This is a genomic window from Streptomyces sp. LS-MS-L19, assembly GCF_058382285.1.
Map to the genome: position 1 here is coordinate 8468505 of NZ_JBYCLL010000001.1, position 16873 is coordinate 8485377.

The window sequence follows — 16873 nt, forward strand, 5'->3', positions numbered from 1 at the left end:
AGACCGAGCATGTACCGACCCCCCACACGCAGACGTGTGTTAGGCCTCGCCGCAGCGGGCACCGCGGCCACGGTCAGCGCGTCCACAGCGAGCGCGGCCACCACCGCGACCGCTGCCCCGCTGGCCACGCCTGACTACGCGGCGACCCCGGCCGCCTGGGCTGTCCACCCCTTCCCCCTCGACCAAGTCACCCTCGGTGACGGCGTGTTCCGCCGCAAGCGGGATCTCATGCTCGACTACGCCCGCTCCTACCCGGCCGACCGCATCCTGGCGGTGTTCCGGGCCAACGCCGGGCTCGACACCCGTGGCGCCCGTCCGCCCGGTGGCTGGGAGACCGCCGACGGGAACCTGCGCGGACACTACGGCGGCCACTTCCTCTCGCTGATCGCCCAGGCGTACGCCGGCACCGGGGAAGCCGCCCTCAAGACCAAGCTCGACCACCTGGTCACCGCCCTCGGGGAGTGCCAGCAGGCCTTCGCGGAGCACGGCTCACCGAGGCCGAGCCACCCCGGCTATCTGGCGGCGTACCCGGAGACCCAGTTCATCCTGCTGGAGAGCTACACGACGTACCCCACCATCTGGGCGCCGTACTACACCTGCCACAAGATCATGCGCGGTCTCCTCGACGCGCACACGCTGGGCGGGAACCAGCAGGCGCTGCGGATCGCCTCGGCGATGGGGGACTGGGTGCACAGCCGCCTGTCCCGGTTGCCGAAGGCCCAGTTGGAGCGCATGTGGTCGATCTACATCGCCGGTGAGTACGGCGGAATGAACGAGGTGCTGGCGGACCTCCACACCCTCACCGGACGGCCCGAACACCTCGCCGCCGCCCGCTGCTTCGACAACACCGCCCTCCTGGAGGCCTGTTCGCAGAACCGCGACATCCTCGACGGGCGCCACGCCAACCAGCACATCCCCCAGTTCACCGGCTACCTACGGCTCTTCGACGAGACGGGGGAGGCGCGGTACGCCGCCGCGGCCCGCACCTTCTGGGGCATGGTCGCCGGCCCCCGCACCTACAGCCTGGGCGGCACCGGACAGGGCGAGATGTTCCGGGCCCGGGGCGCCATCGCGGCCACCCTGGGCGACAACAACGCCGAGACCTGCGCCACGTACAACATGCTCAAGCTGAGCCGTCAGCTCTTCTTCCGGGACCCGGACCCCCAGTACGCGGACTACTACGAACGGGGCCTGACCAACCACATCCTCGCCTCCCGCCGCGACACGCCCAGCACGAGCAGCCCGGAGGTCACCTACTTCGTCGGGATGGGCCCGGGAGTCGTCCGCGAGTACGACAACACCGGTACCTGCTGCGGCGGCACCGGCATGGAGAACCACACCAAGTACCAGGACTCGATCTACTTCCGCTCCGCCGACGGCGGCACGCTCTACGTCAACCTGTACCTCGCCTCCACCCTGCGCTGGCCGGAACGCGGAATCGTCCTCGAACAGACAAGTACCTATCCGTACGAGGGAGTTCGCACCCTCACCTTCCGTGAGGGCGGCGGACGGCTGGACCTGCGACTCCGCATCCCCTCCTGGGCCACGGCAGGCGTCACCGTCACGGTCAACGGGGTGCGGCAGCCGGTCCCGGCGGTGCCCGGCAGCCATGTCAGCCTGAACCGGGACTGGCGGGCCGGCGACCGGGTCGGTGTCTCCACGCCCTACCGGCTGCGCGTCGAGCGGGCGTTGGACGATCCCACCGTGCAGTCGCTCTTCCACGGCCCGGTCCTCCTGGTCGCGCAGAGCCCGGCCACCTCCCTGCGGGCGTTCTCCTTCTACAAGGACTTCACGCTCCGCGGTGATCTCGCCGACGCGATCCGTCCCGAGGGCCGCCCTCAGCACTTCACCACCCACGGCCTCACCCTGGCCCCCTTCCACATCGCGGACACCACCCGCTACCACGCCTACTTCAGGCGGACCGAGCCGGTCGTCGTCTTCGGTGGCCGCGACTCGGGCGTCCCGAACCGGACGCGTGGCGACGGCCTGACCTTCCTCGATGTGCTGTGGGCACAGGCGCCCTTCGCGTCCTCGACAGCGTTCGTCCAGGCGGTGCGCACGCTGGCCGAAGTCTGGCTCGCCGAGGGGCTGTTGAGCGCGGCGGAACGGGACCGTGTGATCACCGCCGCGCAGAACGCGGGACTCAGACGCTGAGTTCGCCGCCGTCGAGTTCGGTGCACTGCCGTACCACCCGCAGGTCATCGCCTTCGACGGCCATCTCGTACAGCTTCCCGCGCGCGTTCTCGAAGGGACGGTGCAGGATCATCAGCAGCCGGCCGTCGAAGGCCCGGAACAGCATGCCGTGCCCGCTGTCGTCCCGGACCAGCGGCCGGCGCTGCTCCCAAGGCCCTTTGAGCTCACCCGACTTGGAGACCGCGTAGGTCTGCACGTAACCACCGCTGACGGTGCCGTCCGCACCGGCCGTGTTCTTCTCGTACGTCGACCACAGCATGAGGAGGGCGCCGTCAGGGGTGCGGTGGAGCTGCGGGCCGTCGGTGACGTAGGGCGCGAGCTGGTGCGGTACACCCGCGGGGATCTGCTCGCCGAGCCAGGACGCGTCCGAGCCCTTGAACAGGAAGACGGGGTCACCGATCGTCCCGGTGAGATCCGGGGCCAACCGGATGGCCTCCATGGTCCCGTCGACGGTCTGGAGCCACTCGTGCGCGTACACCATCCAGGGCTGCCCGGCCGGATCGACGTACAGCGTGCCGTCGAGCGTCATGAGCCGCGCGGGCGGGGTGGGACCGGTCGGGTCGACGACGGTGAAGGGGCCCAGCAACGAGCCGGACACGGCGGTGATCGTGCCGCGCGCGTGGTTCGGCAACTGGAAGGGCATGCCCCACCGCCCGACAGGCGGCACCGGCAGCTCACGGCTCTCGTCGTGCAGCGTGGTGAACAGGTAGTACCTGCCGCCCCAGGCGTGCACCTCCGGCGCCCAGCCGCCGTCCCGCGCCCAGAGCCCCTCCTGCTCGTCGGTCCGGAACACCACCACGGGCCGCGTCCACTCCCGCAGGTCGCGACTGCGGTAGACCATCGTCCCGACCCCCTCCACCCCCGACACGGACGGTTCGTTGGACGTGTAGAGGTAGTACGTCCGGGTCTTTTCGTCCGCGACGACGAACGGATCGTGCAACGGCATGTCGGGCAGCCGCAGGGGCTCGGTGTCGGTCACGGCTGAACGATACGTCCGCCGGTGATCACCCGCCCAGGTCAGACGCGGACCGTCAGCTCCACGCGCACGTCGTCGCCCGCCGTCAGTCCCTCCGGCTTGCGCACGGCGTTCTTGAGCGGCAGGAGATAGCCGCCGTCCTTCGGGAAGAGCGACGTCGTGAAGGTGATGTCGCCGATGCGGGCCTCGACCGGGACCACACCCCAGCCGTACGTGGCCGTCCTGGCCACCTCGCCGATGTCGGCCGACTCCTGCTCGGGCACCGGGACGAAGTAGTACGGCGCCGGGCCGCGCCATTCGAGCACCCGGCCGGTGAAGGTGAGCCGCATGGGTCCCCCGTCCGTTCGAAGACGTCAGGAGACGTTGTACCGCGCCGCGATGTCCGTGAGATAACCCCGCAGCAGGATCTTCGCCTCCTCCAGCAGCGCCGCGTCCCCCTTCACGTCCCGGCGGAACGCCTCCTGCGCGAGGGCGTCGGCGGCGAGGACGGCCGCGTGGCAGACACGGGCGAGGGTGTCGTCGTCCTCGGCGAGCCGCAGGGCGAGCAGGATCCGGCGGATCCCGTCGGCCATCCGGCGCTTGTGCTCACGGTCCGCGGCCCGGGTCCGCTCGGTCAGCCCGCTGCCGAACCACAGGGCGCGGAAGCCGTGTTCGCTGCGGTAGATCTCCGCGTACGCGTCGATGAGGACACCGACCGGGTCCTCCCAGTGCTCGGCGCCCGCGGCCACCACGAGCGCGTCCATCGCCGCTTCCAGCTTCGCGAAGTAGCCGGCCGCCAGCGCCTCGATGATCGCGCCGCGGTCGGGCAGGTACTGGTACAGGGAGCCGACCGACACCCGGGCCTCGGACGCGATCCGGGTCGTGGTGAGCGCCTCGACGCCCTCCTCGACCAGGATGCGCTCGGCTGCGTCCAGCACCCTGGCCAACCGGGCCCGGCTGCGGGCCTGTTGGGGCGTGCGGCGCAGGGAGGCGATCCATGCGGCCGAGTCGGAGTCCGCGCCGGCCTCGCTCACGTACCAACCTCCAAACCTGAACGTGACTTTGTTTCACGTTTAGGTTAGCGTCGCGCGCATGACCGACTCAAGCCCGGTGCTGAGCGAGGAGCGGGCCGCCGTGGCGGACGCCTGCCGCCGTCTGGGGGCCGAGGGCCTGCTCATCGGTACGGCGGGCAACGTCAGCGTGCGCGTCCAGGACCGGGTCGCCATCACCGCCACCGGAGCCGTCCTCGCCGAGCTCACCCCGGACCAGGTGACCGTCGTGGACCTCGACGGCGAGATCGTGGCCGGAAGCCTGCTGCCGACCTCGGAGCTCGACCTCCACCTCGGTGTCTACCGCCGCTACGGCACCACCGCGGTCGTCCACACCCACGCCCCGATGGCCACCGCGCTCTCCCTCGTCCTCGACGAACTGCCCTGCATCCACTACCAGTTGCTCGCGCTCGGCGGCACCGTCCGGGTCGCGCCCTACGCCACCTTCGGCACCCCGGAACTCGCCGAGTCGGTCCTCACCGCGCTGGAGGGGCGGGGCGCGGCGCTGATGGCCAACCACGGCGCGGTCACCCACGCCCCGACCCTCGACAAGGCCGTCGAGCACGCACTGCTCCTCGAATGGGCCTGCGGTGTGTACCAGCACGCGGCCGCTCTCGGGAAGCCGCGCGCCCTCGACGAACAGCAGCAGATCGCGGTGATCGAGGCCGCCCTCGCCCGCAACTACGGCACCACGCAATCCGCACAGGAGGGGAAGCGATGAACGTCGTCACCATGGGTGTGCACGTACTGGACGTACTGGTCCGGCCGGTCGAGGAGATACCCGAGGGGCAGGGCGCGACCCTCGTCGAGGACATCCGCATGACCGCCGCCGGTACCGCCGCCGGCACCGCCCTCACCCTCGCCAAGCTGGGCGCCTCGGTCCGCACGGCCGGCGCGATCGGCACCGACCCCACGGGCGACCTGCTGGTCCAGCTGCTGCGCACGGCGGGCATCGACACCGAGCTGCTGGTGCGGCGCCGGGACACCTCCACCTCCGCGAGCGTCCTGCCGATCCGCCCCAACGGCGACCGCCCCTCGCTCCACCTGCTCGGCGCCAACATCACCTACGGCCTCGACGACGTCCCCTGGGACGCGGTCGCCGAAGCGAGCCACCTGCACCTCGGCGGCCCCGAACTGATCGGCGCCGACGTCGGCGCCCGCATCCTGGCGCACGCCAAGGACCACGGCGTCGTCACCTCGGTGGACCTCCTCGCCCCGGGCTTCCTCGGCACCTTCGACCAGATCGAACCGCTGCTCCCGTACGTCGACTTCCTGCTCCCGAACGACGACCAGGTCCTCGGCTTCAGCGAGGAGGACGACCTCGTGACCGGCGCGAGGAAGTTCCTGGCCGGCGGGGTCGGCCTGGTCGCGGTCACCCGCGGCGGCGAAGGCGCCCTCCTGGTCACCGCCGACGGCACCGAGACCGTCCCCGCCTTCGACGTCGAGGTCGTCGACACCACCGGCTGCGGCGACGCGTTCTCGGCGGGCTTCCTGCGCGGGACGAGCCTGGGCCGTACGCCCCGCGAGGCCGCGATCCTGGGCAGCGCGGCGGCCGCACTGGTCGCACAGGGACTGGGCAGCGACCACGGGGAGTTCGACCTGGCGGAGGCCGACGAGTTCTCCATGACGAGCAAGACCCGCGCGTAGGGCGCACACATACGTTGCGGTGTGCGAGGGGTGCGGAATGGGTGCGGGGCGATCGGTGTTGCGGCACCATCGAGTTCGTACCGCGCCACCCGCACTCCTGGGAGTACCCGTGCCCCGCTCCGAAGCCCGCGTCGCCACCGACCGCCCGCACCGCTACGCCAAGCAGCTCGCCGCACACATGGGCCGTCGGCTTCAGACCAACTGGGACGAGGACAGCGGTGAGGGCACCCTGCTCTTCCCTAACGGAGGCAAGGGCTCCCTCACCGCGGCCGAGGGCACGCTGCTGCTGACCCTGGAGACGGAGTCCGAGAACCTCGATCTCCTGGAGACCGCCGTCGGCAGCCACCTGGTCCGCTTCGGCAGCAAACTCGTCGTCGAGTGGACGCGGGACGGCGGCGCGCCCGGTACCACCCAGCGCAAGGAGACCGACTGACCGGGGTGCCTCAGATCACGCAGCCCACGTGGGCCAGCGCCTGCTTGAGCAGCACCCCGTGACCACCGGGCATCTCGCTCTCCACCGCCGGTGACAGGGCCTCCTGGGGGCTGAACCACACCAGGTCCAGGGCGTCCTGGCGGGGCCGGCAGTCACCGCTGACCGGGACCACGTAGGCGAGGGACACCGCGTGCTGGCGCGGGTCGTGGTACGGGGTGATCCCCTGGGTGGGGAAGTACTCCGCCACCGTGAACGGCTGGAGCGAGGAGGGGATCCGGGGCAGGGCCACCGGTCCCAGGTCCTTCTCCAGATGGCGCAGCAAGGCGTCCCGGACCCGCTCGTGGTGCAGAACGCGGCCGGAGACCAGAGTCCGGCTGACCGTCCCGTCGGGTCCGATGCGCAGCAGCAGGCCGACGCTGGTGACTTCGCCGCTGTCGTCGACGCGCACGGGCACGGCCTCGACGTACAGGATGGGCATCCGGGCGCGCGCCTGCTCGAGATCGTCGGCGCTCAGCCAGCCGGGCGTGGTTTCGGTCAAGTCAGACATTGCTAGATCATACTTTCCGGGGACGGCGGGCGCTCAGTCGCGCCCGTCTGGTGGGACGGGGGCCGGGGCAGGAAGTCCGTAGAGGCGGCGGGCGTTGTCCCCGCTCGTCCAAGCCGCGATGCGCAACGCGTCCGGCAGGCTCAGCTCGTCGGCGTCCACCCGCTCCTGGAGCAGAGCGGCCAGGCCGTGGCGGAAGGACAGCGCGCCGAGCAGATGGAATTCGGCCACTCCGTACGCGTCCGAGCTGTACAGCAGCTTGCGGAACGGGGTGATCTCCAGCGCCTCCGCCAGGATCGCCCGCGCCCGCGCCGGGCCGACGTGGTGGAGCGTGAGGCCCACGTCCAGGTACACCTGCTCGAACACCGCGGCCAGGTAGGCGGCCTGCCGCTGATACGGCCAGCAGTGCAGCAGCAGGACCGGGATGGTGCCCGCGGTCAGGTGCAGCCAGTCCGTGAGGTGGGTCGGGTCGACACGGTGCATCCGGATGTCGCTGTCACCGAACCCGGTGTGCAGCTGGAGCGGCAACCCCAGGTCCACGGCGGTCCACAGCAGATGCCGTACGAGCACCGGATCGGCCAGCCGGCCACCGCGGGCCAGCCAGTCGGCGGCGGCACGGGCGACCTCCTGGTCGGTGGGACGGGCCGGGTCCAGGTCGAAGCCGGTGCGGTAGGCGGCGACCGACTTCACCGCCACCACGCCCGGCCGCCCCACCGCCTCCAGAGCCGCCGCGCGGAACGCGTCGGCGTATGCCCGCGGCCGCACTCCCCGCGCCGCCACGGCCTCGGCGACGCTCTCCAGCCGGACGACCTCGTACGCCGTACCGCCCGCCGCCTCGGCCAGCTGGGCCGGGGTGCTGAGACGTTCCGGCAGATACCCGGTGTCCACGCAGAAGACGTCCGTGCCCGCAGCGGTGAGGAAGCGGCGGTTGACCTCGCGCGGGCCGAGCTCCGCGCGCCGGGCCAGGTAGTCCTCCGGCGGCGCGTGGCGCGGCAGGTCGAGGACGGGCGCGCAGTGGCGGCGGACCGCCACGCCGACAGGGCTGTCGAAGGGCGAGATCCCGGGCCAGGCCGCACCCTCGGTGAGCAGCGACTCGAAGCCCGGGCGGTCGAGTGCGTCGGTGACGACCCCGTGGCAGTGGTGGTCCACGAGACGGGCGCCGGCGAGGGCCTCGTGGACGGGGTGCGCGCCCGTACCCGGCCGCGGGGGAGGTCCGCTCATGGTCAGTACTTCCAGCGGTACGCCGCCGCGATCTGCTCGTCGTCCAGCTCGGCCACGGCATCGCTCTCCCCGAACCGCACCGCGACCACGGCGTCGGCGAGGGCCGGGCCCAGCGCGGCCCGCAGCTTCTCGTCGGCGCGGAACGCCCGCACCGCCTGGGAGAGCGAGGTCGGCAGCCGGCGTACGCCCGCCGCGGCGGCCTGGTCGGCGGGGAGCAGGGCCGGATCGCCGGTGATCTCCCGGGGCAGGGGCATGGCCGAGGTCAGCCCGTCGAGTCCGGCGGCGATCAGGCCGGTGAAGGCGAGATACGGGTTGGCGGCCAGGTCGACCGGCTTCAGCTCCATGTTCGCGGACCGGTCGGTCAGTCCCGCCGTGCCGGTGACGATCCGGACGGCCGCCTCCCGGGTCTCCCGGCCCCAGACGCTGAACACCCCGGCCCACTGGGAGGGTTTGAGGCGCAGATAGCTGGCCGGGCTCGGCGCGGTCAGGGCCGTGAGCGCGTGCAGATGGGCGAGCACACCCGCGATGAACGACTCCGCGTCCGCGGTCACGCCGTACCGGCCCTTGCCGCCGGAGTGGAGGTTCACGCCGTCGCGCCAGACGGAGAGGTGGAGATGGCCGCCGTTGCCCACCCCCTCCGCGAAGACCGCCGGAGAGAAGGAGACGACGAGCCCGTGCCGCTGGGCCACCGCCCGGATCGTCTGCCGCACGAGCACACTGACATCGGCCGCCGCCACCGGGTCCAGCGCACTCGTCGAGATCTCGAACTGCCCCGCCGCGTACTCGGGATGCAGCTGCTCGACCTCGATGCCCTGCTCGGCGCAGGCCGCCAGCAGGTCGGCCGTGTAGTCACCGAGCTCGACCTGCCGGACGCCGCCGTACGCCGGTCCCCACGCGGCGGGGACGAACTCGCCGTCGGCCACCGGGCCCTGGCCCACCGCCCACTCGATCTCGACGCCCGCCTTGAAGGTGATTCCGTACCGCTCGGCCGCCTCGGAGACGATCCGCCGCAGCACCGTGCGGGAACAGCCCGGATGCGGCTCGCCCTCCTGCGTGATCCGGTCGACCGGTGCCCAGGCCCAGCCGGGCTGCCCCGCCAGCGCCACCAGCCGGTCGAGGTCGGGGTACAGGCGCAGATCGCCGTCGGGGGAGCCCAGGGTGTCGGTGGTGACGATGGAGTCGTTGGCCAGGAAGGTGTCGAACACCGGCGACATGCCCACGCCCCAGGCCGCCGCGGAGGGCAGCTTGGCCGTCGGGACCGTCTTCACCCGGCAGATGCCCGCGGTGTCGACGTAGGCCAGGACCACGCCGTGCACACCCTTCTTGAACAGCTCGTCGCCCAGTGCGGTGGCCCGCTCCACGTCACCGGGACGGCCGCCGGGGACGGGATCGGCAAGGGTGGTCATACGTCCTCCACGACGGGCTCGGCTGGATCAGGTCCCGCGTCAGGGTTTCACGGCCACTGCGCCGAACTGCGGTACCACGGCCGGGGAGTCCGACTCGGCACGCCACTGCGAACAGGAGACGAGACCCGGTTCGAGCAGGTCGAGTCCCTCGAAGAAGGTGGCGATGTCCTCGCCGCTGCGGGCGGTGATCGGCGGAGTGGCGTTCTCGTTCCAGAACTTCATGGCCGGGATCTGGCCCTCGCCGCCCAGGTCCGCGTCGAACGTGGGGTGGGTCAGGGCGAGATGGCTGCCCGCGGGCATCGCGGTCATGACCTCCCGCGCGATCCTGCGCGCCTCGTCGGTGTCCAGGACGAAGTTGAGGATGCCGAGCATCATCACCGCGACCGGCTTGCTGAAGTCCAGCGTCTGGGAGGCGCGTTCGAGGATGGCGGCCGGGTCGTGGACATCGGCGTCGATGTAGTCGGTGACGCCCTCGGGGGTGCTGGTCAGCAGGGTGCGGGCGTGGACGAGCACAATCGGGTCGTTGTCGACGTAGACGATCCGCGCGTCGGGCGCGACGCGCTGCGCGATCTGGTGGGTGTTGTCCACCGTGGGCAGTCCGGTGCCGATGTCGAGGAACTGCCGGATGCCCTGCTCCTCGGCGAGGAAGCGCACCGAGCGGCCCAGGAACCAGCGGTCCGCGCGGGCGATCTCCCGGATGATCGGGAACATCCCGGCGACATGGTCACCGACCCGCTGGTCGACCTCGTAGTTGTCCTTGCCGCCGATCCAGTAGTTCCACACGCGCGCGTTGTGCGCCACACCTGTGTTCAGCCTCGCCGATACGCCCGACGGGGTGTGGCTCTCGCTCACGACAGTGCTCCTTCTCGTGCCTGCGGCCGTTGCCGCCATTGTGCCGCCCGATGATCAGCTTGTCCCGGAAACCGCGACCTGAACGCCCCGTCCGAGATGCCCGCGAATCTTTCGGCGGCGACACTGGCCGGGTACGGACCCCTTGGCGCGAGGAGTGCGCATGCTGCCCGGATTCCTCACCAGGGCGGTCGAGTTGCTGCTCGGCCGGGACGGACGCTCGCTCCATCTGAAGGCGGCGGGCGGTGCGACGGCCGTCCTGCTCGTCGTGATGCTGCTCGGTTCCTGGGCGGTGCTCGCCGCCGAGGACGGGGCGAGGGGCGCCAATCTGACCTCCTACCCCAAGGCCCTGTGGTGGTCGGTCGAGACGGCGACCACCGTCGGATACGGCGACTTCTTCCCGGTGACCTGGTGGGGCCGGGTCGTCGGCACGGTCGTCATGGTCGTCGGCATCACGACGTACGGCATGGTCACCGCGGCCCTCGCGACCTGGTTCGTGGCGCGGGAGCAGAAGCGGCGGCACGGGCTCCACCAGGTCGGCGCGGAGACCCTGCACGCCCTGCACGAGCGATTCGACCGGCTGGAGGAACTGCTGGAGCCGGCCAGGAAGAAGCGGTGACTCAGGTCGCCGGCCGGGCGTGACCGTGCTGCCAGGCCCAGGCGGCGATCTCCACGCGGTTCCGTGCGGCGAGCTTGAGCTGGATGCTGGAGAGGTGGGTCTTGACCGTGGACAGGGAGACGTACAGTTCCGCGGCGATCTCGGCGTTCGTACGGCCGAGGGCCACCAGACGGACCACGTCGAGCTCACGATCGGTCAGCGGCTCGGTGGCGGACGCGGGGCGAGCCTCGGCGACCGGCTCGGGCGCCGCCGCCATGGCCGTCGAGCCTTCTGTGACATGCCGGAGCAGGCGGACGGTGACGGAGGGCGAGACCAGTGAATCCCCGGCCGCGGCGGCGCGGACCGCCTCCGCGAGGAGCGTCGGTCCCGAGTCCTTCAACAGGAACCCGCAGGCCCCGCCGCGCAGTGCGCCGTACACGTACTCGTCCAGGTCGAAGGTGGTGACCACGACCACCCGCAGGGGGTCGGCGACACCGGGTCCTGCGAGCAACCGGGTCGCCTCCAGACCGTCCAGCTTCGGCATCCGGATGTCCAGCAGACACACATCGGGCCGCAGCTCCCGAGCCAGCCGCACCGCCGTCTCCCCGTCCGCGGCCTCCGCCACCACGGTCATGTCGGGCTGCGCGTCCAGGAAGAAACGGAATCCCGAACGCACCATCTCCTGGTCATCGGCGATCAGCACGCGGATGGGCGCGGCCGGCGGGGTGGGACTCGTCATGGGTCGATCATGCCTCAGGGGGTTGGGGGGAGGGGTGGTGAGCCGTGAACGGTGGGTGGGGTGCTGAGCGGTGAGCAGTGAGCGGTGGGTGGGGCGCTGAGTGGTCAGCGGTGGGTGGGGCGGTGAGCGGTGGAGGTCGGGGCGGGGTGGTCGGAGGCGGGTGTGGCATGGGCGGGGTGCGGAGGGGAGGGGCGCGGGCGGCAGGGGGTGCGGAGGGGAGGGGCGCGGGCGGCAGGGGGTGCGGAGGGGAGGGGCGCGGGCGGCAGGGGGTGCTGAGGGGGGAGTGCGGATGGGGAGGGTGCTGAAGCGGGAGTGCGGGTGTGCGAGTGCGGATGGGGCACCGAGTCCGGCCGGAGGGTGACGGTCGGACTCGGTGCCGGTCTTGAGGGGCTGCCGCGTGCCCCAGCCGCCGCGCCGGTCTCAAAGGGGCCCGGTGCCTAGCAGTGCGTCTCGGTCGCCCCGTCAGTCCGCGCTTCTCGCCGCGTCCTCCGTCACCCTCCGCAGTAGCGGGCGGCTGCCACCTATCGCCGCGAACATCGCCAGCGCTCCCACGGCCACGCACGCGGCCAGCTCCAGTGCGCCCGTCGCGTTGATCGACGCGCCGAGGAGCTTGTTGAGGCGGTAGGAGGCGTAGACCCCGATCGCGGTCGTGCCGCCGGCCAGGGCGACCAGGGGGATCACCGTCTCGCGGACCCGGGCTCGGTCCAGCACCTTCAGGGGGGTGCCGGCGAGCCGGAGGAGGCCGTAGACCCGACGCCGGTCCAGGACCCCCGCGGCGGCGGTGAGGCCGGCGGAGGTCGTGGCGACGAGAAAGCTCAGGGCCAGCGTCGCCGTGCTGACCTCGGCGAAGCGGCCCACGGCCGTGCGGTCGCTCGCCGTCACATAGTCCTGCGTGATGGGCGGACGGGCCGGGTTGGCCGGGGCCAGCGCGGTGACGGCCCTGTCGAGCTCGGCCTGCCCGCCTCCGGACATGTGGGCCACAACGCCCGGTGTCCCGGGCAACAGTCCGTCCCAGTCGTCCTCGCCCACCGCGCGGACGGTCGCCCTGATGCCCGCGTCGCGCAGAAGCGTACGGACTTCGGAGACCTGGCCGCCTGCCACCGCGACCTGGCCGCGGTGCGCGGAGCCGTCCATGCCGACCATGCTGACGGCGAAGAACCCCGCCGCGAACCCGGCCAGGACGAGACCGCTGACCGTGCGCCACGCCCCCCGCGGGTCGTCGCTGAGACGGCGGCCCGCCAGCAGGGTCGCCGGACGGCGGGCGAAGCGGCTCACCAGACGGCCGAGCCGGTCGACCACCCACGGCCCGAACAGCCAGAACGCGCCGTAGAACGTCAGCAGCAGACCGATCACCCGACGGGTCGACAACTGACCGCCGCCGGTAGAACCCCAGAGGTAGAGCAGCACCGCCACGAACAGCACGAGCCGAATGATCCGGGTCCGGCGCGGGGCGGACTGCTGGGCCACCCCGAGGGGCGAGACCGCGACCTGACGCAGCATCGACACCGCGCTGACCGTGATGAGCCCGGTGACCACCGCCACGACCGCCACCAGCCACGGCAGCCCGACCCACAACTGGCTGACATACCAGCCGCCCACGCCGTACGGCACCTCGGCGAGCAGAGGCAGCAGGGCCACGTACAGCCCCGCGCCCGCCAGGGCCCCGGCCGCGCCGAGTGCCGCGCTCTCCAGCGCGGTCATCCCGACGACCTGCCGCGGGGTAGCCCCGGCGAGCCGCAGGGCGGCCAGCTGCTGCTCGCGCCGGGCCGCGCCGAGCCGTCCGGAGGCCGCGGCGAGGACCACCACCGGCATCACGAGCAGCGCCACACCCAGCAGTGCGGTCTGCCGGTCGTAGGAGGTGAACAGGTTCGCTTGGGTGCCGTGGAACCCGGTGATCCCGGCACGCCCGGCCAGGCCGATGTCGGCCACTGTGGACCCTTCCGCCGCCTTGGACACCGCGGGGTCGGTCGGAGCGCGTCCGACGACGGCCACCAGTTCGTCCGGCGATGCCAGACCGGCGGCACCGATCGTGCCGTACGACGACACCTTCGGGAAGCGGTCGGCGAGCTGGTCCGCGGGCAGTTGGTGCAGCAGCGCGGCCAGGGCGGGGGAGACGTACACCTCGCCCCGCTTCGGGAAGGAGGCGAGACCGGGCGGCGCGGGGGTCCCGGGGCGTCCGGGGAGCTGGGCGAGGGAGACCACCGAGACCGGCTCATGGCGTACATATGTCGTCGCGAGTGCCTGGATCGCGGTGGCGTGTCTCGCGGGCTCGGGGGTGCGCCACGCGGTGCGGTCGGCGCGGGTGCCGGAACCGAGGGCGGCGGCGACCATCACCAGCAGGACGAACGCGCCGACGGCGGCCGCGGCGGCCGCGAGCAGCCGGCTCTGGAGACCGCGACGGCCCGAGGAACGGACCAGGTGCCAGGTCAGGGACAGGACGGGGGAACGCATGGCATCTCCTGCCGCTCAGGCGACCGTGTACTGGCTGTGGCCGCTGATACGGCCGTCGCGGACGTGCAGGACGCGGTCGCAGTGGGCGGCGACGTCCGCGTCATGGGTGACCATCACCAGGGCTGCGCCCTGCTCGCGGGTGACGGACGTCAGCAGCCGCACCACCTCCGTGCTGGTGGCCTGGTCCAGAGCGCCCGTCGGCTCGTCCGCGAAGACCACGTCCGGTTCCACGGCCAGGGCGCGGGCGATCGCCACGCGCTGGGCCTGACCGCCGGAGAGCTGACCGGGCCTGCGGCGCGCGAGACCGTCGAGGCCCAGCGGAGCGAACCAGCGCCGGGCCCGCTCGACGGCCTGCCTGCGCGGCACACCCTCCAGCATCAGCGGCAGAGCGACATTCTCCTCGGCGGGCAGCTCCGGGAGCAGCTGTCCGGACTGGAAGACGAATCCGAAGCGCTTGCGGCGCAGTGCGCTGAGTCTGTTCTCGCCGAGCTGGTCGATACGGTCCAGGCCCTCGGTCGGGCGGCTCCCGCCCGCGCCGCGCTCGCCTCTCAGCAGCACCTCGCCGCCGTCCGGGCGCACGATCCCCGCGAGGGTGTGCAGCAGAGTGGACTTGCCGGAACCCGAGGGACCCATGATCGCCAGCGAGTCGCGCTCGCCGACCTCGACGTCCACCCCGGCGAGCGCGGTGGCGGAGCCGTACTTCTTGACGAGGCCGTAGCCGGCCAGGACGGTGTTCATGATGTGAGGCGGTCCTCTGCTAGCGGTCGAACTTCCAGGTGACGGACCTGTCCGAGGCCTTGACCACGGTGACCGGTATCTCCACGGTCCCGCCGCCGCTCTTCTTGCCGGTACAGGTGAGGGTCGCGCCGGCGACGGCCTTGAGCCCGCTGGGGCAGGACACCTCGGTGAGCTTCACGCCCACCCACGGCAGGGGGTGGTACTTGCTCTGGGTGCGGCCCGCGACGATGTTCGCCGCGAGGGCCCGGTGGCCGCCCACCGACACCGTGGTGTCCTCGCTCAGCCGCGTGTTCGACTCGGTGCCGGAGAGGAAATAGGTGCCGAGCCCGAAGACGACGGCCGCGCCGGCCACTCCGCCGACGGCGCTGACGAGGGTCTTGCGTTGCATCACGTGCTCCTGAAGAAAGGTGAGGGAGTGCTGCCGGGGGTGGAGGAAGCCCGGCAGGGCGACTGACTCCACTCTCGCCCCTCGACGCGGGAGCCCGCCTCGGCCGAACGGCCAGGGTCCGCGGACCCGGCCGGACGGCGCCTCGACCGTTCGGCCGATCCCGCGGAAGGCCGTCGCGCATACGGTGATCGGCATGAAGTCCGTATCTGCCCGGGGCTGCGCGGGTGGCGCCGGTGTCGGCGGCCTGTTCGCGGCCGCCTTCGTCGACGTGGCCTACTCGAACGAGGGTGACGGTCCCTCCTGGCCGATGGCCGCCACGCTGCTGCTCGGTGGCGCCGCCGTCCTGTGGCCCGCCGCCCGGCACCCCAGGTGGCTCACCCCTCAACTGCGCACCGCCGTGCCCGCCCTCGCTTCCCTGGCATGCACGGTGGACTCCGTGGTCCGCTCCGGCGTCCTGTTCGGCCCGGCCGAGCTGGCGATCCTGCTGTGCCTGCTCTTCGTCGCCGTTCGGCACTGTCCGCGCAAGTGGGTCGTGGCCTGCGCCGTGCTGGACGGGAGCGCCGTGCTGGCGCTTCCGGCGCGGCCCTATGCGGGCGAGCAGGAGACCATGCTCGGGTTCATGTTCATCGGGCTCCTCCTGGTGGGCCTCACGGTGGCGTTCGCCGCGTATCTGCGCTCGCAGGACTACCGGCGGACCGTCGCCGTCAGCGAGACGCGGCGCGCCGAACGCCTCGCCATCGCCGCGGACCTGCACGACTTCGTCGCCCACCACGTCACCGGGATCCTGGTGCAGACGCAGGTGGCCCGCATGATGACGGACACCGGCCCCGACGAACTCGACCCCGTCCTCGCCGGCATCGAGCGCGCCGCGACCGAGGCGCTCGCGTCGATGCGCCGCACGGTCGGCGTGCTCCGCGACACCGACGACGCGGCCGACCGCCGCCCGGTGGGTGACCTCGCGGGCATCGCCGGTCTCGTCGACGGCTTCGCCACCCCCGTCCAGAGAGCCGCGCTGCACCGCGCACCCGCGGTTCCCGAGGACCTCCCGCACGAGATCCAGGCGGCGGCCTTCCGGGTCGTGCAGGAGGCGCTGACCAACGTACGGCGGCACGCGGGCGACGCCACCCAGGTCACCGTCGCACTGCGGTACGAGCGGTCCCGACTGGAGGTCTCCGTGTCCGACGACGGCCGCGGCGGCAGCCAGTTGCCGGCGGCGGCGCACGGGGGCGGCTTCGGGCTGGTCGGCCTGAAGGAACGGGTGACGGCACTGGGCGGCGAACTGCACGCGGGGCCACGGGCCGGGGACGGGTGGGAGGTGCGGGCGGTGTTTCCTGGGTGAGGTGGCGGAGAGGGGGGCTGGGTGCCGGTGGCAGGCCGAGTGTGCTGGGGGGCGGTGGCAGGGCCGAAGTGCCGGTGCCGGTGCCGGTGCCGGTGACGCGGTCGACCTTGCCCGGTGCCGGCGGCAGGCCCGAGCGTGCTGGGCGCGGTGGCAGGGCCAAGCATGCCGGTGGCAGCGCCGATTCGTGCCGAGAGCCGGTGTTCCAGGCTGACCCGCCCGGTCCTGGTGTTCAGGCTGACCCGTCCGGTCTCGGTGTTCCAGGCTGACCCGCCCGGTCCCGGTGCTCCAGGCCGAACCCGCCCGACCCCGGTACCCCAGCCGAA

General features: G+C 72.2%; 17 protein-coding genes. 6 read left to right on the forward strand and 11 right to left on the reverse strand.

Annotation, left to right across the window (positions count from 1 at the left end):
- The first annotated feature begins 9 nt into the window (after window positions 1-9).
- Window positions 10-2154, forward strand: a complete 2145-nt coding sequence (locus AC2XR2_RS37710; protein WP_491517520.1) for a glycoside hydrolase family 127 protein — start codon at window positions 10-12, stop codon at window positions 2152-2154.
- Here AC2XR2_RS37710 and AC2XR2_RS37715 read toward each other — a convergent pair.
- From AC2XR2_RS37715 to AC2XR2_RS37725, 3 genes are all read right to left on the reverse strand, one after another.
- The gene (locus AC2XR2_RS37715) at window positions 2144-3139 is read right to left on the reverse strand and encodes a glycoside hydrolase family 43 protein (RefSeq protein ID WP_491518567.1); all 996 of its coding nucleotides are present in this window, start codon (window positions 3137-3139) and stop codon (window positions 2144-2146) included. The genes AC2XR2_RS37710 and AC2XR2_RS37715 overlap by 11 nt on opposite strands.
- Before the next feature lie 71 nt (window positions 3140-3210).
- Window positions 3211-3498, reverse strand: coding sequence for a DUF1905 domain-containing protein (locus AC2XR2_RS37720; RefSeq protein WP_381295700.1), 288 nt, complete (start codon window positions 3496-3498; stop codon window positions 3211-3213).
- 24 nt (window positions 3499-3522) lie between these two features.
- The gene (locus AC2XR2_RS37725; protein WP_381295702.1) at window positions 3523-4182 is read right to left on the reverse strand and encodes a TetR/AcrR family transcriptional regulator; all 660 of its coding nucleotides are present in this window, start codon (window positions 4180-4182) and stop codon (window positions 3523-3525) included.
- A gap of 58 nt (window positions 4183-4240) precedes the next feature.
- On the opposite strand from AC2XR2_RS37725, the gene AC2XR2_RS37730 reads away from it, so the two are divergent.
- From AC2XR2_RS37730 to AC2XR2_RS37740, 3 genes are all read left to right on the forward strand, one after another.
- Window positions 4241-4918, forward strand: coding sequence for a class II aldolase/adducin family protein (locus AC2XR2_RS37730; protein ID WP_449350465.1), 678 nt, complete (start codon window positions 4241-4243; stop codon window positions 4916-4918).
- Window positions 4915-5844 carry a carbohydrate kinase family protein gene (locus tag AC2XR2_RS37735; protein ID WP_381295706.1) on the forward strand — a complete coding sequence of 310 codons (930 nt, stop codon included), beginning with the start codon at window positions 4915-4917 and terminating at the stop codon, window positions 5842-5844. Before AC2XR2_RS37730 ends, AC2XR2_RS37735 begins: the two co-directional genes overlap by 4 nt.
- Before the next feature lie 109 nt (window positions 5845-5953).
- Window positions 5954-6277, forward strand: a complete 324-nt coding sequence (locus tag AC2XR2_RS37740; RefSeq protein WP_491517521.1) for a DUF2218 domain-containing protein — start codon at window positions 5954-5956, stop codon at window positions 6275-6277.
- A 10-nt stretch (window positions 6278-6287) separates the two neighbouring features.
- Here AC2XR2_RS37740 and AC2XR2_RS37745 read toward each other — a convergent pair whose 3' ends face one another.
- From AC2XR2_RS37745 to AC2XR2_RS37760, 4 genes are read right to left on the reverse strand one after another with little or no spacing between them, the layout of a single operon-like run.
- Window positions 6288-6824, reverse strand: a complete 537-nt coding sequence (locus tag AC2XR2_RS37745) for an NUDIX hydrolase family protein (RefSeq protein WP_381295710.1) — start codon at window positions 6822-6824, stop codon at window positions 6288-6290.
- 33 nt (window positions 6825-6857) lie between these two features.
- Window positions 6858-8042, reverse strand: a complete 1185-nt coding sequence (locus AC2XR2_RS37750; RefSeq protein WP_491517522.1) for an amidohydrolase family protein — start codon at window positions 8040-8042, stop codon at window positions 6858-6860.
- Window positions 8043-8044: 2 nt separating this feature from the next.
- Window positions 8045-9448, reverse strand: a complete 1404-nt coding sequence (locus AC2XR2_RS37755) for a glutamine synthetase family protein (RefSeq protein ID WP_491517523.1) — start codon at window positions 9446-9448, stop codon at window positions 8045-8047.
- A 39-nt stretch (window positions 9449-9487) separates the two neighbouring features.
- On the reverse strand, window positions 9488-10300 hold the full coding sequence (locus AC2XR2_RS37760) for an SAM-dependent methyltransferase (protein WP_491517524.1): 813 nt from the start codon (window positions 10298-10300) through the stop codon (window positions 9488-9490).
- 160 nt (window positions 10301-10460) lie between these two features.
- Here AC2XR2_RS37760 and AC2XR2_RS37765 point away from each other — a divergent pair, with 160 nt between their 5' ends.
- Window positions 10461-10916 (forward strand): potassium channel family protein, encoded by a 456-nt coding sequence (locus AC2XR2_RS37765; RefSeq protein ID WP_491517525.1) that lies wholly within the window; start codon window positions 10461-10463, stop codon window positions 10914-10916.
- A 1-nt stretch (window position 10917) separates the two neighbouring features.
- On the opposite strand, the gene AC2XR2_RS37770 is transcribed toward AC2XR2_RS37765, so the two are convergent.
- The 4 genes from AC2XR2_RS37770 to AC2XR2_RS37785 form a co-directional block, all read right to left on the reverse strand.
- Window positions 10918-11634 carry a response regulator gene (locus tag AC2XR2_RS37770; RefSeq protein ID WP_491517526.1) on the reverse strand — a complete coding sequence of 239 codons (717 nt, stop codon included), beginning with the start codon at window positions 11632-11634 and terminating at the stop codon, window positions 10918-10920.
- 462 nt (window positions 11635-12096) lie between these two features.
- On the reverse strand, window positions 12097-14085 hold the full coding sequence (locus AC2XR2_RS37775) for an FtsX-like permease family protein (RefSeq protein WP_491517527.1): 1989 nt from the start codon (window positions 14083-14085) through the stop codon (window positions 12097-12099).
- Between the two features lie 15 nt (window positions 14086-14100).
- Window positions 14101-14823: an ABC transporter ATP-binding protein gene (locus tag AC2XR2_RS37780; RefSeq protein ID WP_491517528.1), complete on the reverse strand. Its 723-nt coding sequence runs from the start codon at window positions 14821-14823 to the stop codon at window positions 14101-14103.
- A gap of 19 nt (window positions 14824-14842) precedes the next feature.
- Entirely contained in the window at window positions 14843-15211 is a 369-nt protein-coding gene (locus AC2XR2_RS37785) for a DUF4333 domain-containing protein (RefSeq protein ID WP_330263171.1), read from the reverse strand.
- A gap of 193 nt (window positions 15212-15404) precedes the next feature.
- On the opposite strand from AC2XR2_RS37785, the gene AC2XR2_RS37790 reads away from it, so the two are divergent.
- The gene (locus AC2XR2_RS37790; protein ID WP_381295726.1) at window positions 15405-16550 is read left to right on the forward strand and encodes a sensor histidine kinase; all 1146 of its coding nucleotides are present in this window, start codon (window positions 15405-15407) and stop codon (window positions 16548-16550) included.
- Window positions 16551-16873: the final 323 nt, after the last annotated feature.

Coding starts and splice junctions, on each gene's coding strand:
- AC2XR2_RS37750 (WP_491517522.1), bottom strand. CDS start 8,042: ATGAGCGGACCTCCCCCGCGGCCGGGTACGGGCGCGCACCCCGTCCAC.
- AC2XR2_RS37735 (WP_381295706.1), top strand. CDS start 4,915: ATGAACGTCGTCACCATGGGTGTGCACGTACTGGACGTACTGGTCCGG.
- AC2XR2_RS37755 (WP_491517523.1), bottom strand. CDS start 9,448: ATGACCACCCTTGCCGATCCCGTCCCCGGCGGCCGTCCCGGTGACGTG.
- AC2XR2_RS37770 (WP_491517526.1), bottom strand. CDS start 11,634: ATGACGAGTCCCACCCCGCCGGCCGCGCCCATCCGCGTGCTGATCGCC.
- AC2XR2_RS37720 (WP_381295700.1), bottom strand. CDS start 3,498: ATGCGGCTCACCTTCACCGGCCGGGTGCTCGAATGGCGCGGCCCGGCG.
- AC2XR2_RS37745 (WP_381295710.1), bottom strand. CDS start 6,824: ATGTCTGACTTGACCGAAACCACGCCCGGCTGGCTGAGCGCCGACGAT.
- AC2XR2_RS37780 (WP_491517528.1), bottom strand. CDS start 14,823: ATGAACACCGTCCTGGCCGGCTACGGCCTCGTCAAGAAGTACGGCTCC.
- AC2XR2_RS37765 (WP_491517525.1), top strand. CDS start 10,461: ATGCTGCCCGGATTCCTCACCAGGGCGGTCGAGTTGCTGCTCGGCCGG.
- AC2XR2_RS37775 (WP_491517527.1), bottom strand. CDS start 14,085: ATGCGTTCCCCCGTCCTGTCCCTGACCTGGCACCTGGTCCGTTCCTCG.
- AC2XR2_RS37710 (WP_491517520.1), top strand. CDS start 10: ATGTACCGACCCCCCACACGCAGACGTGTGTTAGGCCTCGCCGCAGCG.
- AC2XR2_RS37785 (WP_330263171.1), bottom strand. CDS start 15,211: ATGCAACGCAAGACCCTCGTCAGCGCCGTCGGCGGAGTGGCCGGCGCG.
- AC2XR2_RS37715 (WP_491518567.1), bottom strand. CDS start 3,139: ATGCCGTTGCACGATCCGTTCGTCGTCGCGGACGAAAAGACCCGGACG.
- AC2XR2_RS37730 (WP_449350465.1), top strand. CDS start 4,241: ATGACCGACTCAAGCCCGGTGCTGAGCGAGGAGCGGGCCGCCGTGGCG.
- AC2XR2_RS37790 (WP_381295726.1), top strand. CDS start 15,405: ATGAAGTCCGTATCTGCCCGGGGCTGCGCGGGTGGCGCCGGTGTCGGC.